This is a genomic window from Mesorhizobium sp. NZP2077 (genome assembly GCF_013170805.1).
GTDB lineage: Bacteria > Pseudomonadota > Alphaproteobacteria > Rhizobiales > Rhizobiaceae > Mesorhizobium.
In genome coordinates this window covers 1350985-1370081 of the sequence record NZ_CP051293.1, presented here as the reverse complement: position 1 = coordinate 1370081, position 19097 = coordinate 1350985, and the positions used below count along the sequence as shown (strand labels likewise).

Annotated in this window: 21 protein-coding genes; 12 read left to right on the top strand and 9 right to left on the bottom strand. The window is 64.0% G+C overall.

Going from position 1 to position 19097, the window contains the following annotated elements; genetic code table 11:
* Positions 1-44 precede the first annotated feature (44 nt).
* The 3 genes from HGP13_RS06710 (at position 45) to HGP13_RS06700 (ending at position 1489) form a co-directional block, all read left to right on the top strand.
* Entirely contained in the window at positions 45-566 is a 522-nt protein-coding gene (locus tag HGP13_RS06710; protein WP_172223053.1) for a helix-turn-helix domain-containing protein, read from the top strand.
* A gap of 76 nt (positions 567-642) precedes the next feature.
* Positions 643-876, top strand: coding sequence for a hypothetical protein (locus tag HGP13_RS06705; RefSeq protein ID WP_172223050.1), 234 nt, complete (start codon positions 643-645; stop codon positions 874-876).
* Positions 877-1057: 181 nt separating this feature from the next.
* Positions 1058-1489 (top strand): heme-binding protein, encoded by a 432-nt coding sequence (locus HGP13_RS06700; protein WP_023810947.1) that lies wholly within the window; start codon positions 1058-1060, stop codon positions 1487-1489.
* Positions 1490-1623: 134 nt separating this feature from the next.
* Here HGP13_RS06700 and HGP13_RS06695 read toward each other — a convergent pair whose 3' ends face one another.
* From HGP13_RS06695 to HGP13_RS06685, 3 genes are all read right to left on the bottom strand, one after another.
* Complete coding sequence (locus tag HGP13_RS06695; protein WP_172223047.1) at positions 1624-2025, bottom strand: hypothetical protein; 402 nt, start codon at positions 2023-2025, stop codon at positions 1624-1626.
* Positions 2026-2265: 240 nt separating this feature from the next.
* Positions 2266-2448 (bottom strand): 50S ribosomal protein L32, encoded by a 183-nt coding sequence (rpmF, locus tag HGP13_RS06690; RefSeq protein WP_008834724.1) that lies wholly within the window; start codon positions 2446-2448, stop codon positions 2266-2268.
* Between the two features lie 140 nt (positions 2449-2588).
* Positions 2589-3350: a transglycosylase domain-containing protein gene (locus HGP13_RS06685; RefSeq protein WP_172234630.1), complete on the bottom strand. Its 762-nt coding sequence runs from the start codon at positions 3348-3350 to the stop codon at positions 2589-2591.
* 78 nt (positions 3351-3428) lie between these two features.
* On the opposite strand from HGP13_RS06685, the gene HGP13_RS06680 reads away from it, so the two are divergent.
* Positions 3429-4346, top strand: coding sequence for a polyprenyl synthetase family protein (locus HGP13_RS06680; RefSeq protein WP_172223044.1), 918 nt, complete (start codon positions 3429-3431; stop codon positions 4344-4346).
* Between the two features lie 38 nt (positions 4347-4384).
* Here HGP13_RS06680 and HGP13_RS06675 read toward each other — a convergent pair whose 3' ends face one another.
* Complete coding sequence (locus HGP13_RS06675; protein ID WP_172223041.1) at positions 4385-5308, bottom strand: SMP-30/gluconolactonase/LRE family protein; 924 nt, start codon at positions 5306-5308, stop codon at positions 4385-4387.
* Between the two features lie 131 nt (positions 5309-5439).
* Between HGP13_RS06675 and HGP13_RS06670 the strand changes: the two genes are divergently transcribed.
* From HGP13_RS06670 to HGP13_RS06660, 3 genes are read left to right on the top strand one after another with little or no spacing between them, the layout of a single operon-like run.
* Complete coding sequence (locus HGP13_RS06670) at positions 5440-6933, top strand: sugar ABC transporter ATP-binding protein (protein WP_172223038.1); 1494 nt, start codon at positions 5440-5442, stop codon at positions 6931-6933.
* A 9-nt stretch (positions 6934-6942) separates the two neighbouring features.
* A complete protein-coding gene (locus tag HGP13_RS06665) occupies positions 6943-8022 on the top strand; it encodes an ABC transporter permease (RefSeq protein WP_172223036.1) in 1080 nt (359 codons plus the stop codon).
* Positions 8023-8035: 13 nt separating this feature from the next.
* Positions 8036-9133, top strand: a complete 1098-nt coding sequence (locus HGP13_RS06660; protein ID WP_172223034.1) for a substrate-binding domain-containing protein — start codon at positions 8036-8038, stop codon at positions 9131-9133.
* Positions 9134-9214: 81 nt separating this feature from the next.
* Here HGP13_RS06660 and HGP13_RS06655 read toward each other — a convergent pair whose 3' ends face one another.
* From HGP13_RS06655 to HGP13_RS06645, 3 genes are all read right to left on the bottom strand, one after another.
* Positions 9215-10234: a LacI family DNA-binding transcriptional regulator gene (locus HGP13_RS06655; protein ID WP_246707431.1), complete on the bottom strand. Its 1020-nt coding sequence runs from the start codon at positions 10232-10234 to the stop codon at positions 9215-9217.
* A gap of 48 nt (positions 10235-10282) precedes the next feature.
* Positions 10283-11317 carry an L-idonate 5-dehydrogenase gene (locus HGP13_RS06650; RefSeq protein WP_172223032.1) on the bottom strand — a complete coding sequence of 345 codons (1035 nt, stop codon included), beginning with the start codon at positions 11315-11317 and terminating at the stop codon, positions 10283-10285.
* 72 nt (positions 11318-11389) lie between these two features.
* Positions 11390-12337, bottom strand: coding sequence for a 2-hydroxyacid dehydrogenase (locus tag HGP13_RS06645; RefSeq protein ID WP_172223030.1), 948 nt, complete (start codon positions 12335-12337; stop codon positions 11390-11392).
* An 80-nt stretch (positions 12338-12417) separates the two neighbouring features.
* Here HGP13_RS06645 and HGP13_RS06640 point away from each other — a divergent pair, with 80 nt between their 5' ends.
* The 5 genes from HGP13_RS06640 (at position 12418) to HGP13_RS06620 (ending at position 17388) form a co-directional block, all read left to right on the top strand.
* Positions 12418-13173 (top strand): SDR family oxidoreductase, encoded by a 756-nt coding sequence (locus tag HGP13_RS06640; RefSeq protein ID WP_172223028.1) that lies wholly within the window; start codon positions 12418-12420, stop codon positions 13171-13173.
* Positions 13142-13678: a gluconokinase gene (locus HGP13_RS06635; RefSeq protein ID WP_172223026.1), complete on the top strand. Its 537-nt coding sequence runs from the start codon at positions 13142-13144 to the stop codon at positions 13676-13678. Before HGP13_RS06640 ends, HGP13_RS06635 begins: the two co-directional genes overlap by 32 nt.
* Positions 13675-14565 (top strand): NAD(P)-dependent oxidoreductase, encoded by an 891-nt coding sequence (locus HGP13_RS06630; RefSeq protein ID WP_172223024.1) that lies wholly within the window; start codon positions 13675-13677, stop codon positions 14563-14565. The genes HGP13_RS06635 and HGP13_RS06630 overlap by 4 nt, the downstream gene beginning before the upstream one ends.
* Positions 14562-14903 (top strand): hypothetical protein, encoded by a 342-nt coding sequence (locus HGP13_RS06625; protein WP_172223022.1) that lies wholly within the window; start codon positions 14562-14564, stop codon positions 14901-14903. The genes HGP13_RS06630 and HGP13_RS06625 overlap by 4 nt, the downstream gene beginning before the upstream one ends.
* A 145-nt stretch (positions 14904-15048) precedes the next feature.
* Positions 15049-17388 carry a response regulator gene (locus tag HGP13_RS06620; RefSeq protein WP_172223020.1) on the top strand — a complete coding sequence of 780 codons (2340 nt, stop codon included), beginning with the start codon at positions 15049-15051 and terminating at the stop codon, positions 17386-17388.
* A gap of 24 nt (positions 17389-17412) precedes the next feature.
* Here HGP13_RS06620 and HGP13_RS06615 read toward each other — a convergent pair whose 3' ends face one another.
* Together HGP13_RS06615 and HGP13_RS06610 are read right to left on the bottom strand one after the other, a co-directional pair.
* Complete coding sequence (locus HGP13_RS06615; RefSeq protein WP_172223017.1) at positions 17413-18153, bottom strand: class I SAM-dependent methyltransferase; 741 nt, start codon at positions 18151-18153, stop codon at positions 17413-17415.
* Positions 18154-18250: 97 nt separating this feature from the next.
* Positions 18251-19021: a Stf0 family sulfotransferase gene (locus HGP13_RS06610; RefSeq protein WP_246707301.1), complete on the bottom strand. Its 771-nt coding sequence runs from the start codon at positions 19019-19021 to the stop codon at positions 18251-18253.
* Positions 19022-19097 lie beyond the last annotated feature (76 nt).

The following is a 19097-nucleotide window of genomic DNA, read 5'->3' as shown; positions in this document are numbered from 1 at the left end:
ATGAAACTGATACGACAATGCAACTGGTTTTGCGTGGAGATCTCATGAGCCTCGATCGCCGGTCCGGCTGCCCGATCAACCTGTCGCTAGAAGTGTTCGGCGACCGCTGGAGCCTGATCATCCTGCGCGACATGATTTTCGGCGGCAGGCGCCATTTCCGCGAGCTGCTCAACGAATCGATGGAAGGCATTGCCTCCAACATCCTTGCCGACCGGCTGAAACGGCTGATGGAATTGGGCATGCTGACCAAGGCCGACGATCCCTCCCACAAGCAGAAGGCGATCTACAGCCTGACCGAGATGGCCATCACGCTGGTGCCGATCCTGGCCCATCTCGGCGCCTGGGGCCGGGTCTGGCTGCCGACCAGCGAGGAACTCTCGATCCGCGCCGAGCTTCTGGAAAAGGGCGGACCGCCACTATGGGAGAAATTCATGGACGAGTTGCGCCATGAGCATCTGGGTACGCCGCTCGATACGGCATCTGGCCCGTCTGTTCGCGCAACCCTGCGGGCTGCCTATGAAGCCGTGGTCGCCAGCAAGGCTCTCAGCGCCAGTCCGGCTGCGTAAACAACTATTTTTCCCGTTGAGAGGCCGGCTCTGCTAGAACAAGCGGAAACCATAATTCACGGGATTGGATAAGGTCTTGGTTGAGAACTCTCGGGATGCTGCCCGCGCGCGCGCAGATCTGCGCTTCAAGAAGCAGGAAGAAGCGGCGACCGTCCGCCAGAAGGCAATGGCGGAATATGCCGCCGAAAGCGACGCCCGCAAGGCCAAGACCGACAAGCTGCGGGCGCTCCGCCTAGCCAAGGAAGCCGACGACCTCGCCAACGCGCCGGCAGCGCCCACCAAGAAGCCTGCACGCGCCAAGAAGAAATAACGCGCCGCTCTCCGGCAATCCGGCCTGAACCGGCTGGAGTTGCTCGCCTGTCGCCGTTCGACGGCGCCATCCAGACAGCCGCCCTTCATCCCACCGCTTCACAAGAAGCAATTTCAACCGAAACCGGGATTGCTTCGGCCCGCCGGCCGCAGATGATTGCCTCTTTCAACAGGAGATTGCCATGACCGCACTGCCGCTCGAAAAAGCCAGGCAAATCATCGATGCCGCCTTCGCCAAGGGTGCCGATCTCAAGCTCAAGCCGCTGGGCGTCTCGGTGCTCGACGCCGGCGGCCATCTGGTCGCCTTCCAGCGCCAGGACGGCGCCTCGTTCCTGCGCCCGCAAATGTCGGCGGGCAAGGCCTATGGCGCGCTGGCCATCGGCATGGGCTCGCGCAAGGTCGAGGCCTTCGCCAAGGAGCGTCCGCATCTGGTCGCCGGCATTTCCGACGTGTCGGGCGGACGCGTGCTGCCGGTCGTCGGCGGCGTGCTGATCCGCGACAAGGCCGGCGCCATCATCGGCGCCGTCGGCATTTCGGGCGACACCTCGGACAATGACGAGGCCGCAGCCATCGCCGGCATCGAGGCCGCCGGCTTCACCGCCGATCCGGGCTGAGCCCTTAGTCTAGAGCAATTCCAGGAAAAGTGTGTGCGGTTTTCCCGGGAAAAGCGCATAGCGCTTTCCCTTGGGAATTGCGTCAAAACAAAGAGTTAGAGCAGTTCGCCGTATCCGTGAAACGGTGAAATGATCTAATTGACGTTGATGTCCCGGCTCGCCGACCGCATCGACACCGCAAACCCGGCCAGCACATCGAACAGCGCGATGATCGTCAGCGTGAAGAAGATCGAGTGCGCCGCGCCCTTGACCAGCAGGAACTCGACCAGGAAGGCGACGAAAACCAGGGTCGACAGGAGATGGTCCATGATCGAGGCGCTGGTCGTGCGCGCCGACTTCACCATTTCGGCAAACAGGAAGATCAGCCCGATCAGGATCATCAGGTCGCCGAGCGTCATCGAGAACACCCCGCCCGACATCATGCGGAACGAGAAGATCTCGCTCGCCCACGGATCGTCACCGCCGCCGAAAATTCCGAGCAGGCCGAGATTGTAGAGAATGAAAGGCACGATCAAAAGCGGGACGGCACCGAACATCTGGCGTCTCCATATGGGGGCACCTTCTGTAGAATGCGCCAGGGCCACGCCGTCAAGATTTTTCGTAAAAAGCCGCCAACACGGTCGAAGACCGGATGCAACAACCACGTCAGCCGATTGTCCGGATTACATTGGCCTCGGCTCGGCATTTAGACCGGCTTGGTCAACCTCGGCGGCCAAACGCAAAAAGACCGGCCAGAGGCCGGTCTTTTGTAACTCAAACCCTGGGGAAAGCTGGTCTCAGCTTTCCTTGGGGGTCAGCACCTGGCGACCGCGATACATGCCGGTCTTCAGGTCGATGTGGTGCGGGCGGCGCATTTCGCCGGAATTCTTGTCCTCGACATAGGTCGGGGCCTTGAGGGCGTCGGCCGAGCGGCGCATGCCGCGCTTGGACGGAGAAGTTTTGCGTTTCGGAACGGCCATGGATATGCTCCACTACATGGTCAAAAGCCCCGCCCGCCCTCGTGAAAGGGCCATGTCAGGGCCTAAATCTGAGAAAGTCGGGTGCCTATACACGCCCTGTGCCGTTTTGGCCAGCGCTGCCACGAACTTTTTTGAGTTGGCTACTCGAGGCAGCCGACATATGCACCGGAACGGCCGGCCCGCCGCTCGATCAGATTGGCGAGCCGTCTCAGGCCAGGCCCGGGTTTTGCCGGATTGCGGGCGATCGGATTGGGCAAGGTAACGGCAAGAAGTGCCGCCTGCCGGCGCGACAGTTGTTTTGCCGGAATGCCGAAATGGTGCTGCGCCGCCGCCTCGATGCCATAGATGCCCGGACCCCATTCGGCGATGTTGAGATAAATCTCCATGATGCGGCGTTTCGACATCACCGCGTCGAAATAGACCGCCAGCGGCAGTTCGACGACCTTGCGCACCGAGCCCAGCGGCCGCGACCATAGGAACAGGTTCTTCACCGTCTGCATGGTGATGGTCGACGCACCGCGCGTCGCCTCACCGGCCAGCGCGTCATCGACGACCCCCCTGAGTTCGCCCAGATCGACGCCGCGATGGAAGCAGAATTGTCCATCCTCCGACATGATGACCGAATGGGCCAATACCGGCGCAACATCGTCGATCGACACCCAACGCCGGTCATAGCCGGAGAAGGTCGCCAGGTCCTTCAGCATCAGCGTCGACACCGGATGCACGAAGGACGGCAGGTAAAGAAAGGTCAGCACTGTCGGAATCAAAGCCAGCACGGCGGCCACGACGATGCCACGCCGGACCCAGCGCCTGAGACTGCGGCGGTTCAAGCCGCGCGATCTCGTCGCCATGTCCAGCTTTTCGGTTTCATGATCGACGATCGGTTCCGCCAAGCCGCCCAACCCGTACATCTGCCTGCTCCGGCATAATGGCGCTTGCCTTCTTGCGCAACGTCTGAGTGTCGGCTACCGCTCCCGGCCATGACGAATGACGACGAAATGGCGTTCGAAATGGCGCTCATCAGGCGGGCGGCGGCGGTCGAGGTGCTGCTGCGGCGTTTGCTCGACGACCGTCCCCTGTCGGGCGAGATCGCGCGGCCCGACCGACTGATGGCGGCGATGCGCCACGGCGTGCTGAACGGCGGCAAGCGCCTGCGCCCCTTCCTGGTCATGGAAAGTGCCGCCTTGTTTTCCGCCGACGGCGAGGCCGGTCAGCGCGTCGCGGCGGCACTCGAATGCGTGCATTGCTATTCGTTGATCCATGACGATTTGCCGGCGATGGACGACGATGATCTGCGCCGCGGCCAGCCGACCGTGCACAAGGCGTTCGACGAAGCGACCGCCATCCTGGCCGGCGACGCCTTGCTGACGCTGGCCTTCGACATCATCGCCGGCGAGGCGACCGTGCTGCCGGCCGAGCGGCGGGTAGCATTGGTGCTGGCGCTTGCCAGGGCCGCGGGTGCCGGAGGCATGGTCGGTGGCCAGAAGCTCGACCTCGAAGCCGAACAGACACCGCCGGACGAGGCGGGTATCATAAGGCTGCAGGCGATGAAGACCGGCGCGCTGATCCGCTTCGCCTGCGAGGCCGGCGCCATCATCGCCGGCGCTCCCGCCGATGATCGCGAAAGACTGGCCGAGTTCGGCTCGGCAATCGGCCTTGCTTTCCAGCTTGCCGACGATCTGCTCGACCTGACCGCCGACGCCAGCCAGATGGGCAAGGCGACCGGCAAGGACGCCGCTGCCGGCAAGGGAACGCTGGTGGCGCTGCACGGCGCGAATTGGGCGCGCAGCCAGCTGCAAGGCCTTGTTGACCAGGCGCACGTGCTGCTCGAACCCTATGGCGACCAAGCAGCGCTGCTGAAGGAAGCCGCCACATTTGTCGCGACGCGCAACAGCTGAGTTTTGGTGCGAACAGCCGGCCTGGCAAGGCAGGCAGCTTACCCCCGCGCCGCGGCATTCGCCACGACGAAGACCGAATAGAGCGACTGCCGTGCCGTGATGAACAGGCGGTTGCGCTTCGGGCCGCCGAAGGTCAGGTTCGCCACCGTCTCCGGAATGCGTATCTTGCCGATCAGCGTGCCGTCGGGGTCGAAGCAATGCACGCCGTCTCCGGCACCCGCCCATACGCGGCCTGACATATCCACCCTGAACCCATCGAACAGCCCGGCCGTGCAAGAGGCGAAGACGCCAAGTTCTTTCAGTGAGGCGCCCTCGACAGCGAACTTGCGGATGTGTCTCGGCCCGTCCTTCTGGTGTGTGACACCGGTGTCGCCGACATAGAGGATGGTCTCGTCCGGCGAAAAGGCGAGGCCGTTGGGCTTCGCCATCGTCGAGACGACGCGTGTCACCGCTCCCGTTACAGGGTCGGCGCGGTAGACGTGGCAGCCCTCGATCTCCTGCTCGGCGCGGTCGCCCTCATAGTCGGTCGCGATGCCGTAGGGTGGATCGGAAAACCAAACTGTGCCGTCCGAGCGCACCACCACATCGTTGGGCGAATTCAGCCGCTTGCCCTCGAAGCGGTCGGCGATCACCGTGATCGATCCGTCATGCTCGGTGCGGGTGACGCGCCGCGCCCGGTGCTCGCAGGTGACCAGCCGCCCTTCTGTGTCGACTGTGTTGCCGTTGGCATTGCTGGACGGCGCGCGGAAGACCGAGACCACGCCATTGGTGTCGTCGTATCGCATGATACGGTCATTCGGGATGTCCGAGAAAACCAGGTACCGCCCGGCCGCGAACCAAGCCGGACCCTCCAGCCAGCGCCCTCCGGTCCACAGCCGCTCGACCGCCACATGGCCGACGAAGCAGCTCTCGAAACGCTCATCGAGAACCTCGAAGCCTGTGCCCTCTATGTCTCCGAACATGCCTTGTCCTCCGCGAAGCCGGCCTATCGTTAGCCTTCGCGGCGAGCCATTTTCAAGACTTGACCTGCAAAAATGTTAGCGATAACATCCGAGCCAATTCAGTCCGTTTGTTTGGCTTGGGAGGGCCATGGATGCGGCCCAAGCTCATCGAATTCATCGACATCTCCAAGCGCTTCGGCGGCACCCTGGCGTTGAAGTCGGTCTCGCTCGACATCCACGAGGGCGAGATCGTGGCGCTGCTGGGCGAGAACGGCGCCGGCAAGTCAACGCTGATCAAAACGCTCGCCGGCATCTACAAGCGCGACCAGGGAACAATCCGGTTTCGCGGCGAGGACTACCACCACCGCCCGCCCCGGCCGAACCAGCCGCAGAAGGTCGCCTTCATCCATCAGGATCTGGGCCTCATCGAATGGATGACGGTGGCCGAGAATGTCGGCATGGCGCAAGGCTTCTCGCGCCGCTCGGGCCTCATCGACTGGCGCGACACCGAGCGTCGTGCCAAGAGCGCCCTGGCCCTGGTCGGCTGCGCCTTCGATCCGGCGACGCGCGTCCAGGATCTTTCGCGCACCGAGAAATCGCTGGTTGCCATCGCTCGCGCGCTCGCCACCGAAGCCGACGTGCTGGTGCTCGACGAGCCGACGGCAAGCTTGCCCGCCGATGAGGTCGAACGCCTGTTCCAGGCGCTGCGACCGTTGCGCGAGCGCGGCGTCGGCATGATCTATGTCTCGCACCGCCTGGATGAAGTGTTCCGCATCGCCGACCGTGTCGCCGTGATGCGGGACGGCCGCATGGTGGCGGTCAAGCCCGTCGCCGAGACGACGCCGCAGGAACTGGTCGATCTCATCGTCGGCCGCCCGGCGCACCAGATGTTCGCCAAGTCGCGCTGGCAGGACGGACCCGAGCGGCTGAAAGTCGAGGATCTGCGTTGCGGCAGTGTCGGACCGGTCCACTTCGAGGCGCGGTCCGGCGAACTTCTTGGGCTGGTTGGCCTGCGCGGCGCGGGACAGGAGGCCGTCGGCCGCGCGCTATTCGGCGCCGAGCCTTTCGACGGCAGTGTCTCGCTAGACGGCAAACGTCTCGACCTGTCCTCGGTCGGTGCAGCTCTTGCCGCCGGCGTCGGCTTGATTGCGCGCGACCGCACCGAGGAGTCGGTGGCGCTGTCGCTGTCCGTGCGCGAAAACATGTATCTCAACCCGTCCGCCGTCGGCCGCGGGCTTTTCTCCTTCATGACGCCGGCGCGGGAGAGCGAGCTGACGCAGGAGCTCGGCACCCGGCTAGGGCTGCGGCCGAACGATCCGCATCTGCCGATCGAGGCGCTTTCCGGCGGCAACCAGCAGAAGGTGGTCGTCGGCCGCTGGCTGGCGACGGGACGCAAGCTGCTGATTGCAGAGGATCCGACGGCGGGCGTCGATGTCGGCGCCAAGGCCGAGATCTACCGGCTGATCGCGGCGGCTGTCGAAGCCGGGCTGGCGGTCGTCGTCGTTTCCACCGATTTCGAGGAGGTCGCCCATATCTGCCATCGCGCCCTTGTCTTTTCGCACAACCGCATCGTGCGCGAACTGGCCGGCGATGCCTTGACGACGGCGGCGCTTATCCATGCCGCCTCCGTGTCCGAAGCCGCCTGAGGAGTATCCATGAACTCGATCAAATCGACGGCGCTGGAGCCGACCCGCTCGGAACTCACCGGGCTCAGCTTTGGCCAGAAGGCGGCGCGCTACCTGCCGGTCTACGGCCTGCCGATCCTGACGCTGCTGCTCATCCTGCTGTTCTCGCTGCTCCTGCCGCGCACCTTCCCGACGCTGCTCAATTTGCGCTCAATCATATCCGACAAGGCGATCATTGCGCTCCTGTCGTTGGCGGCAATGATCCCCATGGCTTCGGGCCGCATCGACCTGACAGTCGGCTACGGCATCGTGCTGTGGCATATCCTGGCCATCAGCCTGCAGACCGCCTTCGGCATCCCCTGGCCGATCGCGGTGCTGATCGTCCTGCTGCTCGGCGTCGTCACCGGCTTCATCAACGGCCTGCTGGTCGAGGTGGCGCGCATCGATTCCTTCATCGCCACGCTCGGCACCGGCACCGTGCTCTATGCTTTGGCCATGTGGTACACGGGCGGCCGGCAGGTCGTCGGCGTGCTTCCCGAAGGCTTCCTCGCCCTCAACGGGACGATGCTGTTCGGCCTGCCGATCACTGGCTACTACGTCATCGTCCTGGCGCTGGTGATGTGGCTTGTGCTCGAATACATGCCGATCGGCCGCTACCTCTACGCCATCGGCGCCAATCCCAAGGCCGCTGCGCTGAACGGCATACCGGTGCAGAAATTCGTCATGGGCGCCTTCGTCGCCTCCGGTGCGCTGACGGCGCTGGGTGGTGTGCTGCTTGCCTCCAAGCTCCGCATCGGCCAGGCGAGCGTCGGCCTTGAATATCTATTGCCGGCGCTGGTCGGCGCCTTCCTGGGATCGACCACCATCAAACCCGGCCGCGTCAATGTCTGGGGCACGATCATCGGCGTCGTCATCCTCGCCGCCGGCATTTCCGGCATCCAGCAATTCGGCGGCTCGTTCTGGGTCGAGCCGCTGTTCAACGGCGTCACCCTGCTCGTCGCCATCGGCATTGCCGGCTACGCGCAGCGCCGTCGCGGCGCAGTCGTGCCGCCCCAAGCATCCACCAATCAACCAGTCGTCCAACAAACAAAGGCAAACAACAATGCTTAATGGGAGAAGAAACATGCACCGCAGAACAGTCCTTCAGCTCGGCGTCGCCTGCCTGGCGCTTGGCATCGCCTCGAACGCGCTGGCCGACCCGATGGCCGACGCCAAGGCCGTCGTCGACAAATATGCCAGCAAGGTCGACAAATGGGACGGCCCGACGACCGGACCCAAGGGCGCCGCCGGCAAGACGATCGTCGTGCTCGGCGCCGATATGAAGAACGGCGGCATCCTTGGCGTCACCAAGGGCGTCGAGGAAGCAGCGGCGGCACTCGGCTGGACCGTCAAGACACTTGACGGCGCCGGTTCCATCGGCGGCCGCACGGCGGCCTTCGGCCAGGCGCTGGCGCTCAACCCCGACGGCATTATCATCAACGGCTTCGATGCCGTGGAGCAGAAACCGGCGATGGAGCAGGCCAGGGCGGCCAAGATCCCGATGGCGGCATGGCATGCAGCACCTACGGTTGGCCCGATCGACGATCTTGGCATCATCGCCAACGTCTCGACCGATCCGATGGAAGTCTCGAAGGCGGCCGCCGACTGGGCTTTTGTCGACGCCAAGGGCAAGCCCGGCGTCATCATCTTCACCGACTCGACCTACCAGATCGCCATCGCCAAGGCCGACCGCATGAAGAAGGAGATCGAGGATCTCGGCGGCAAGGTGCTCGAATATGTCGACACGCCGATCGCCGAGACCTCGCAGCGTATGCCGCAGCTCACCACCTCGCTGCTGCAGAAATACGGCGACCAGTGGACTCACTCATTGGCGATCAACGATCTCTATTTCGACTTCATGGGACCGTCACTGGCCGCGGCCGGAAAGTCGGGCACCGACGCACCGATCAACGTGGCGGCGGGCGACGGTTCCGAATCGGCCTACCAGCGTATCCGCTCCGGCCAGTTCCAGAAGGTGACGGTTGCCGAACCGCTGAACCTGCAGGGCTGGCAGCTCGTCGATGAGCTCAACCGCGCCATGGCGGGCGAGAAATGGTCGGGCTACATCTCACCGCTGCATGTTGTGACGTCGGACAATGTCGAATTCGACGGCGGCCCCGACAACCGGTTCGATCCGGGCAACGGCTACCGCGACCAGTACAAGAAGATCTGGGGCAAATAGGCGCTGAAGAGTATCTCTGCCAACGGGCAGGACGATCAGCGGCCGGCGGTCAACTCGCCGGCCGTTCTGTTTCGCCCAGGCTCAGGCCGTATGACGCGCGATCACCTTCGGCGTCATGCTGACGACCACCCGGTCGTCCGGCGCCCGGCGCCCGTTGAGCAGGTCGAGCACGAGTTCGGCGACACGGATGCCGATCTCATGCGCCTCGACATCGATCGTGGTGATCGACGGCACCGACTGCTCGGCGAGGTCATAAGCGCCGAAGCCGGCGATCGCGACATCCTCGGGGACGCCGATACCGCGCCGCAGGCATTCCATCAGCGCACCGAAAGCGGAAAGATCCGAAACGCACATCACCGCCTGCGTGTCCGGCCAGCGCGAAATCATCTCGACCATGGCGGTGGCGCCCTCGCGCATCGATATCGGCGGCACGCCGGAGGCAATGATGCGCGAGCCATCGAGGCCGCGGTCCTGCAACGCCGCGACGAAGCCGCGCCGACGATCAAGGCCACGCGTGTCGCGCGATGTGTCACCGCCGATGAAGCCGAGCCTCGAATAGCCACGTGCGACGAAGTGGTCGACCATCAGCCGTCCGGCTTCAGCATTGGAGAAGCCCACGACGTGACCGATCGGATTGTCCGGCAGGTCCCAGGTCTCCACCACCGGGACGCCGGCATTCTCAAGCATCTTGCGGCAGCGCGGCGTGTGCCGTCCACCAGTGACGATGATCGCCTCCGGCCGCCGCCGCAGCAACTGGCCGACAAGGCGCTCCTCCTCCTCGACATTGTAGTCGGTGAAGCCGAGCAGGATTTCCAATCCGCTGTCGCGCAGGCCCTCGGTCATGCCGCGTAGCGTATCAGCGAAATTGGCGTTGTTGATCGAAGGTATCGTCACCGCTATGAACCCGGACCGGCGCGACGACAGGTTGGCGGCGATGCTGTCGAAGACATAGCCGAGCTCGTCGGCAGCCCGTATGATCCGGTCGCGCGTGTCGGCGCTGATGGAAGTATCGCGTTTGAAGGCGCGCGACACGGTCATCGTCGAGACGTTGGCGCGGCGCGCGACATCGGCCATGGTCGGGCGTTTTGGCGAAGGCTGCATGGCCATACGTTATCGATATCACTGTGGAATGCAACGCACCGTCGCGGCTTACGAGAAGGCGATCTGAACCTTCATCGCCTGGCTGCGGTCGTTGGCGATTTCGAAGCCCGACAGCGCCTCGGCGAATGCCACGGTGTGGGTGATCAGAGGCTTTACGTCGATGAGCCCCTTGCGCATCAACTCAACGCCCACGGCGAATTCCGGATGGAAGCGGAACGACCCGTTGATGGACAGTTCCTTGGCGGTGACCACCGACATCGGCAGTGCCATCTCGGCACCACCAAGGCCGAGCTGAACGATCGTGCCGCGCGGCCGCAGCGCCGCGATGCCAAGCGCCAGCGCTGCGGCGGCTCCTGAACATTCATAGAGGATGTCGAACGTCCCCTTGTCGGCGAAATAAGGCGCCAGCCCGTCCGGATCGGTTCGTGTGTTGATCGTCCCGTCGGCGCCGGCACGCTGGGCCATGGACAGGGTATAATCGGTGATGTCGACGGCGACGATTTCGGCGGCTCCGGCGCGCCGCGCACAGAGGATCGACAACAGGCCGATCGGCCCGCAGCCGGTTACCAGCACACGCTTGCCCAGCATCTCGCCGGCCCGGCGCGTCGCGTGGAGACAGACCGCCAGCGGCTCGGCCATCGCCGCTTCGGCAGCACTCAACCCATCCGCCGGCACGCATTGCGGCGCGTCCGCCACGAGCATTTCACGGAACGCGCCCTGGATATGCGGGAACGGCATGGCGCTGCCATAGAAGCGCATGTTGAGGCACTGGTTGTGCATCCCTTCCCGGCAGTACGGGCAGCTGTAGCAGGGCCGCGACGGCGAGACCGCGACCAGCTGGCCAGTCCGCAGTCCGTCGACGCCGGGGCCGAGCTTTTCGATGACGCCGGAGACCTCATGGCCGAGAATCATCGGCTCTTTCAGGCGCACCGTTCCGAAGCCGCCATGATTGTAGTAGTGCAGGTCGCTGCCACAGATGCCGCCGGTGGCCAGACGCAGCAACACCTGACCCTGGCCCGGCGCGTCCACCGGCCGGTCCTCGATGCGCAGGTCCTTGGCGGCGTGGATGACAATCGACTTCATGGTGGCGAACTCCTCGAGCAATTCCAGGAAAAGTGTGTGACGGCTTTCTGTTCGGAATTGCGGCAAACAAATCTAGAGCACCGGCGTCAGCAGCGGCTGGCCGGCAAAATGGGCGGCAAGGTTGTCACGCAGAAGCTTGCCCATGGCCTTGCGCGTTTCGACGGTGCCGGACGCATGGTGCGGCTGCAGCAGCACATTGTCGAGCGCCAGGAAACGCGGATTGAGCTTCGGTTCGCCTTCGAAGACGTCGAGTGCGGCGCAACCGAGTGTCTTCTTCTCGAGCGCGTCGAGCAGCGCATCCTCATCGATGTTGGAAGCGCGCGAAATGTTGATCAGCATGCCTTCCGGCCCGAGTGCCGCCACCACATCCTTGTTGACGATGTGGCGCGTCGCGGGCGACGCCGCAAGCGTCACGAACAGGAAATCTGAACGTTCGGCCAGCGCGACCGGATCGGCGACGAACGCCCAGTTCGACGCGAAGCCCTTCGGCGTCGGGCTCGAATAGGCAATGTCCATGCCGAAGCCGGCGAGGCGTTTGGCCACCTCATGGCCAATGCGGCCGAGGCCGAGCACGCCGGCCCGCCGGCCCCAGACGCGGCGCTGCAGCGGGTACAGCCCCTTGGCCGCCCAGCTGCCGTCGCGCACCCAGCGCTCCGCCCCTATCATGCCACGCGACAGGGTGAGCATCATGGCGATCCCGAGATCGGCGACATCGCCGGTCAGCACATCGGGGGTATTGGTGACACGCACGCCGCGTTCCCTACATGCTGCGAGATCGACCGCGTCGAAACCGACACCATAGACGCTGACGACCTCGAGCGAAGGACAGGCCGCGATCATGGCCCGGCTGGCGCCGAGTTCTCCGCGTGTGGCGATGGCGCGTATCCGCGGCCCTACCTCGGCGAGGAAGGACGGCTTGTCGTCCGCGTCGAAATAGCGGTGGACAATGAACGCCTGGTTGAGTGGCTCCTCGTCCCATGCTGGATAAGGTCCAACCTGAAGGATGTGAGGCCGCTGCATCGGTTTTCGCTCCAACTGACTTGACAACACAATGTTATCGATAACATAACAACATTCAACGACGAGAGGCAATCGGGAAAATGTCGTCCATACTGTTCGATCTCACCGGGCGCACGGCGCTCGTTACCGGCTCCTCCCAGGGCATCGGCTTTGCGTTGGCCAAGGGACTGGCCGAAGCCGGTGCCAAAGTGGTCCTCAACGGCCGCGACGAAGCAAAGCTCGCCGAGGCGGCGGCGCGGATACACGGGGCGAGAACACTCGCCTTCGACGCGACCGACCATGATGCGGTCCGCTCCGCCGTCGACGGTTTCGAGCTGTCCGGCGGGCCGATCGACATACTGGTGAACAATGCCGGCATGCAGTTCCGCACGCCGCTCGAGGACTTTCCCGCCGATGCGTTCGAGCGCCTGCTGCAGACCAATGTCGCCAGCGTCTTTCATGTCGGCCAGGCGGTCGGGCGCCACATGATCAAACGCGGTCGCGGCAAGATCATCAACATCGCCAGCGTGCAGACCGCACTCGCCCGTCCGGGCATCGCGCCCTACACGGCGACGAAAGGCGCGGTCGGCAACCTGACCAAGGGCATGGCGACGGACTGGGCCAAACACGGACTGCAGTGCAACGCCATCGCACCGGGCTATTTCGACACGCCGCTCAATGCGGCGTTGGTCGCCGACCCGGCATTCAGCGGATGGCTCGAAAAGCGCACACCGGCTGGCCGCTGGGGCAAGGTCGAAGAACTGGTCGGGGCCTGTGTCTTCCTCGCCTCCGACGCGTCGTCCTTTGTCAACGGGCACATCCTCTATGTCGATGGCGGCATCACAGCGTCGATCTGATCCGTCGCGCCGCATGGTCATCATGGGCGTCGCCGGATCGGGCAAGACAACGATCGGCGAGGCGCTTGCCCGCACGATCGGCGCGAAATACGTCGACGGCGACCTGCTGCATCCCGACGCCAACATCGCCAAGATGAGCGCCGGCACCCCGCTTGCCGACACTGACCGGTGGCCTTGGCTGGCCAGGGTCGGCGAAACCCTGAGGTCAGGCACAGGTCCCGTCATCGTCGGCTGCTCGGCGCTGAAGCGAGCCTATCGCGATTTCATCACCGAACGGGCCGGAGCACCGGTCCTGTTCATCTATCTCGACGGTTCGCGCGAACTGATTTCCCGGCGCATGGGCGAGCGCACCGGCCACTTCATGCCGACAAGCCTGCTCGACAGCCAGTTCGCGACATTGGAGGTGCCGGGAAAGGACGAGAACGCGATCGCCATCGCGATTGACGCGCCGCTCGACCGGATTGTTGCCGACATAACAGCCAAGATCGGGGTTCCACCACCATGACCAAGACCATCGCACTGATCGGCGCCGGCGCCATGGGCGGGGCGATCGGCGAGCGTCTGCTCACCACCGGCAATCGCCTGTTGGTATTCGATCTCGACAAGGCCAAGGTCGAGGCGCTGGTCGCGAGGGGCGCTACCGCTATGGCGAGCGCGGCCGAGGCCGCGGGCACCGCCGACTGCGTCATCCTCAGCCTCAATTCGGCGGCGATTGTGCGTCGCGCGGTGTTCGGGGAGGCCGGCGTGGCTGCCGGAGCGAAGCCCGGCACGCTGATCATAGACATGTCTTCCATCGACCCCGACGCGACACGCCAGCTGGCGGCCGACGCAAGCGAGAAGGGGCTGCGCTGGGTCGACAGTCCGCTCTCCGGCGGCGCGCCGAAGGCGCTGACTGGCGAATTGACGCTGATGGCTGGCGGCGAGGCCGAGGACGTCGCCGACGCCCACAAGGTGCTGCGCCACGTCGCGGCCAACTACACCCATATGGGACCGGCGGGCGCTGGCCAGACGACCAAGCTGATCAACCAGGTGCTGTGCGCGCTGAGTTTCATGGCCGTGGCGGAAGCGACGCGGCTGGCGATCGACGCCGGCGTCGACGTGCTGAAGATCCCGCAAGCCCTGAAAGGCGGCCGCGCCGACAGTGCCATCCTGCAGGAATATTTGCCCCGTTTCGCCACGCGCGACTACCGGCCCACGGGTCGCATCGACAACATGGTCAAGGATCTCAACGCCGCGCAGGATCTGGCGCGGCGTACGCACACGGCGATGCCGCTGACGGCCGTCTGCGCCGAAATACACCGGTTGCTGACGGCGGCCGGGTTGGGCGGCGAGGATCAGGCCGCATTGATGGAATTCTTCCAACGCAACAACGACCAGGAGAACCCGACATGATTACGCGCTATGCGCTGTTTGAAGGCAAGGTGAAAGACGGTGAGACCACGGCATTCCGCCAGGCCGTCCTCGACACCGTCCTGCCGAAGTGGAAAGCGTTTCCCGGCGCGCTCGACGTACGCGTCAGCTTCGCCGAAAAGCGTGACGACGGCGCGCCGGAATTCCCGCTGATCCTGGCGATCAACTACCGCGACATGGCGGCCGTCGACGTCGCCCTTGCCAGCCCCGTCCGCGCTGAATCGCGCGCCGCGACCGAGGCGGTTCTGGCCAGATACTTCGAGGGCCGCATCCACCATCACGTAACGATCGCCAACGAGTTCCCGCTGGCCGGAGGTTAGTGGGGCATATCTATCAGGGGTTCCGGCCCCGGCTCGATTCCAGGCAGGCCATGTCAACAAATCGGACATGCGCGCGAACGAAATCTTAATGTAAATGAAGCGTAATCCCGGTCGTTAAAATAATGCGTATGTGTTGGGGTTGCGCATGCCGGAATATTCTTCCTTCATCCGGTTTGTCCGGATTCGCTATCTTTCAGGACTGCTGATTTTCGCGCTGGCTTCCACGGCCGTCATGGTTGCGCTCAACCGTGTCAACTCCTTCCGTCATGAGATCGATGCGCTGAGCAGCAACCTCGTCGTCTTCACCCGCGACCTGCGCAACGCAACCAGCTTTGCCGAGACAACCGGCTCCGCCTGGCGCAACGAAACGCGCGACGCGCTGACCGCTTCGGCGCGCGACCATTCCGAACGTCTGACCGGCGAGATCGATACACTGACCGCCCAGTTCGCCGCGATACATCAGCGCCTGTCGGCCAAGACGATCAACGAACTCGAAACCGCCTCGGTCAATGGCGACCTGTTCTGGTCGGCGCACGACATGGTGCGCAATTTCAACCTGATGTCGTTGGCACGGAAGGCCGACGAATGGAGCTATCGGGAAATCCGCAACCAGAACGACCTGTTCGTCCAGCCGATGCTGGTCCGCGTGCGCACCGCCATGGACGACGAGCGCCATTTGGCCGACGCTTCCAGCGACCGGTTGCTGCTGTGGGCGAGCGGCCTGTTGTTTGCTGTCCTTGCCATCGTCGCCTTCTGGGTCTTCCGGCCGATGGAACAGGCGATCCGCCGCGCCTTTGCCCAATCGGCCGAATCCCTGTTCAAGGCCGAGGCCGCCGACCGTGCCAAGTCGGAATTCCTGGCCAATATGAGCCACGAGATCCGCACGCCGATGAACGGCGTGCTCGGCATGGCCGAACTCCTGGCCAAGACGGAATTGACCCCACGCCAGAAGACCTTCACCGACGTCATCGTCAAATCCGGCAATGCGCTGCTCACCATCATCAACGACATCCTCGATTTCTCCAAGATCAATGCCGGCCAACTCACCCTCGACCCTGCCCCTTTCCGCCTCACCGAAGCGGTCGAAGATGTGGCGACGCTGGTCTCGGCGCGTGTCGCCGAAAAGAACCTCGAACTGATCGTGCGTGTCGATCCGCGGCTGCCGGCCCATGTCATCGGCGACGCCGGACGCTTCCGGCAGATCGTCACCAATCTGGTCGGCAACGCAGTGAAGTTCACCGAGAAGGGCCATGTGCTGATCGATGTCGGCGGCGAAATCGTCAATGACGTCGTCCAGCTCAAGCTGCGGGTCGAGGACACCGGCATCGGCATCCCGGCCGAAAAATTGCAGAACGTGTTCGAGAAATTCGCGCAGGTCGATGGCTCCTCGACCCGCCGCCACGAAGGCACCGGCCTTGGGCTTGCCATCGCCGCCCGCCTCGTCGACTTGATGGCCGGCAAGATCGGTGTCGAGAGCGAGATCGGGCGCGGCTCCGTCTTCTGGTTCGGAGTGCCGCTGCCCGTGCACCATGCCGAGGCGCGCGATGCGATCGTACCGGTCGACGTCACCGGAGCGCGTGTGCTGGTCATCGACGACAATCCGGTCAACCGCGAGATCCTGCTCGAGCAGCTCAGGAGCTGGAGCTTCGACTGCGCTGCCGCCGAAAGCGGCGCCATGGGACTGGCCTTCCTTGATCGCGCCTGCCAGTTGGGCGCCAGCGTCGACTGCATCATCCTCGACTACCAGATGCCCGGCATGAACGGCGCCGATGTCGCCAGGGCCATCGCCGCCGACAGCCGGCTGTCGGCCATCCCGATCGTTATCCTGACCTCGGTCGACCAGGTCGATTTCGGTAAGATGATCATCGACTTCGGCATATCAGCCCATCTGACCAAGCCGGCGCGCTCGGCGGTCCTGCTCGGCACGGTCATCTCGGTCATCCAGAAGGCCCGCTCACAAGTCGGCAAGGCGCATTTTGTCCGCGAGCCGGTCCAGCCTCTGCCGCAGCCGGCTCCGCCTGCCTTCACCGTCATCCGTGGTCCCGCCGTGCCGGTCGCGACAGCGCCGGAATCGACCGCCGCGCCGAACGGCCCGATCGACATCCTCATCGCCGAGGACAATGATGTGAACCAGCTGGTGTTCGGCCAGATCCTCAACGGGCTCGGCCTCAGCTACCGCATCGCCGGCAATGGCCGAACGGCGGTCGAGATGTACCGGTCGCTGCATCCGAAACTGATCCTGATGGATGTCTCGATGCCGGAGATGAACGGCTACGAGGCGACCCGCGCAATCCGGGCGATCGAGGCCTCGTCGGGCGGTCACATCCCGATCATCGGCGTCACCGCGCATGCGCTGAAGGGCGACCGCGACAAGTGCATCGAGGCCGGCATGGACGACTATCTGCCCAAGCCGGTCTCGCCCGATCGCCTCGGCGCCAAGATCGGCACATGGCTCAGCGAAACGGTGATTGCCAAGACGGCGTGAGGTGCGTGCAGTCTGGTTGCCGGATCAGCGCAGTCGACCGATCGGGATGATTTCCGGAGAGGTGTCCGCATAGGATTCGCCCTGCCAGTCGCCGAGCCATTGCTCCACCAGCAGGCCGGCGTCATCCAGCATTCCGGCAAGATTCTCCTTCTCAGGGAAAGCGATTTTCGATTCAGCGCCCAGAATCGGCCTGCCGCCGGAAATTTCATAAAAGGTCGAATAGGTGACAACTCCGGTGGCGGCATGCCAGTCGGCATCGTACCAGGCCCTGACGGGGCCAAGGTTGGGGTGCTCCACCATCCGTTCGGAGCGCTGCGGCGTCCACTCAAGCCACGCCTCCACGGCGGGATTGCGCGTGTCGAAGATGAAGCGCCCACCAGGAGCCAGATGCTCAGCGATGGTGCGTAGCACCGCGCTCTGATCCTCGGCCGTCAAGAAAACCTGGAACACGTGACCGGTCAGCAGCACCAACTCGAAACGTCGTCCGAGGCGCACCGTTCGCGCGTCGGCCGGGACCCAGTCGACCTTGTCACCGCCGGTCCTGCGCCGCGCGACGTCGAGCATGGCAGATGCGGGATCGACACCGGTGACGTTGAGCCCTTGGGCCATTTCAGCGGCCAACTGACCGGTGCCACAACCAAGATCGAGGACCGAGCCGCCATCCCGGGCAAGACGGATGCAATAGTCAAAATCGGCGCGGCCATCCTGATTCTCGATGTCGTAGAACTGAACGAAGTCGGGATCAGTGTAGATCGGATCGGTCATGCCGCCGCCTATACCCCAAATGTTTGCCATGCGCGACAGGTACCAGCCACGCCGTCGACGGCGTTCTGGCCTTGCCCGCCGTACCGGCCGCCATACCTCAGCCGGCGTCGTCCAGACGATAGCGGCGCATCCAGTCGAGGCTTGTCTCGTCGGCGAGCTTTGCGACGGCTGGGTGCACTGCCTCCGCGTCAGGCGCTTGAACGCCGAGGGCCTCGCAGATGACCAACAATGCCGCGGCTGGATCGGCGGAAAGCCGCTCATAGCCAATGCGCAGCGGCGTTATGCCTTGCGCCGCGAACCAGAAATTCCAGGCTGCATCGTAGGCTTCGAGCTCGGCAAGCTCATCTTTGATCCGCTCGAAATCATACTGTGGTTCCTTCGGCGGTGCGACCCTTTCGATCTCGGTGCCGTCAGGCGCGATGTGCCACAGGCCGGTCTGCTCCGCCTTGATCAGGGAGACAGCCTGCGCGAGCTTGTTTTCGCGCGACAGGTGGATGTAGAGGATACGGCCAAAGGCCTTTGCCAAACACGCGGTGTCCGACGCAAGCCCAGGGAAAATCTGGTCGAGGATTGCCGAAAGCTCATCCAGGTTTTCGCGCATCAGGCGCAGGCCGAAGACGCTTGTCTCGCCCTTGCCGGCGGTGATCGCCGCATCGAGATAGGCGGCGTTGAACTCAAGCGCACCCATCGTGTCGCGACCGGGCAGTTTCCACTCCTGCGCCCACTCCGACACATCCTGCCGGCGATAGAAGGAGTGAGGATCGCCTGATGTTCCGGTGGATGCCAGGAGCTTGCACAGCAAAGTGCTGCCGGTTCTCGGCGTGCCGCAGATAATGTAGGCGTCGAACATCCGCAACCTTGTCGCCATCGAAGGCAGCCCAGTACCGGGCGCTCTTATAACCGATGTTCCTGAACAGGGAAGCAGAGCCCCGAAATGTCCCGTA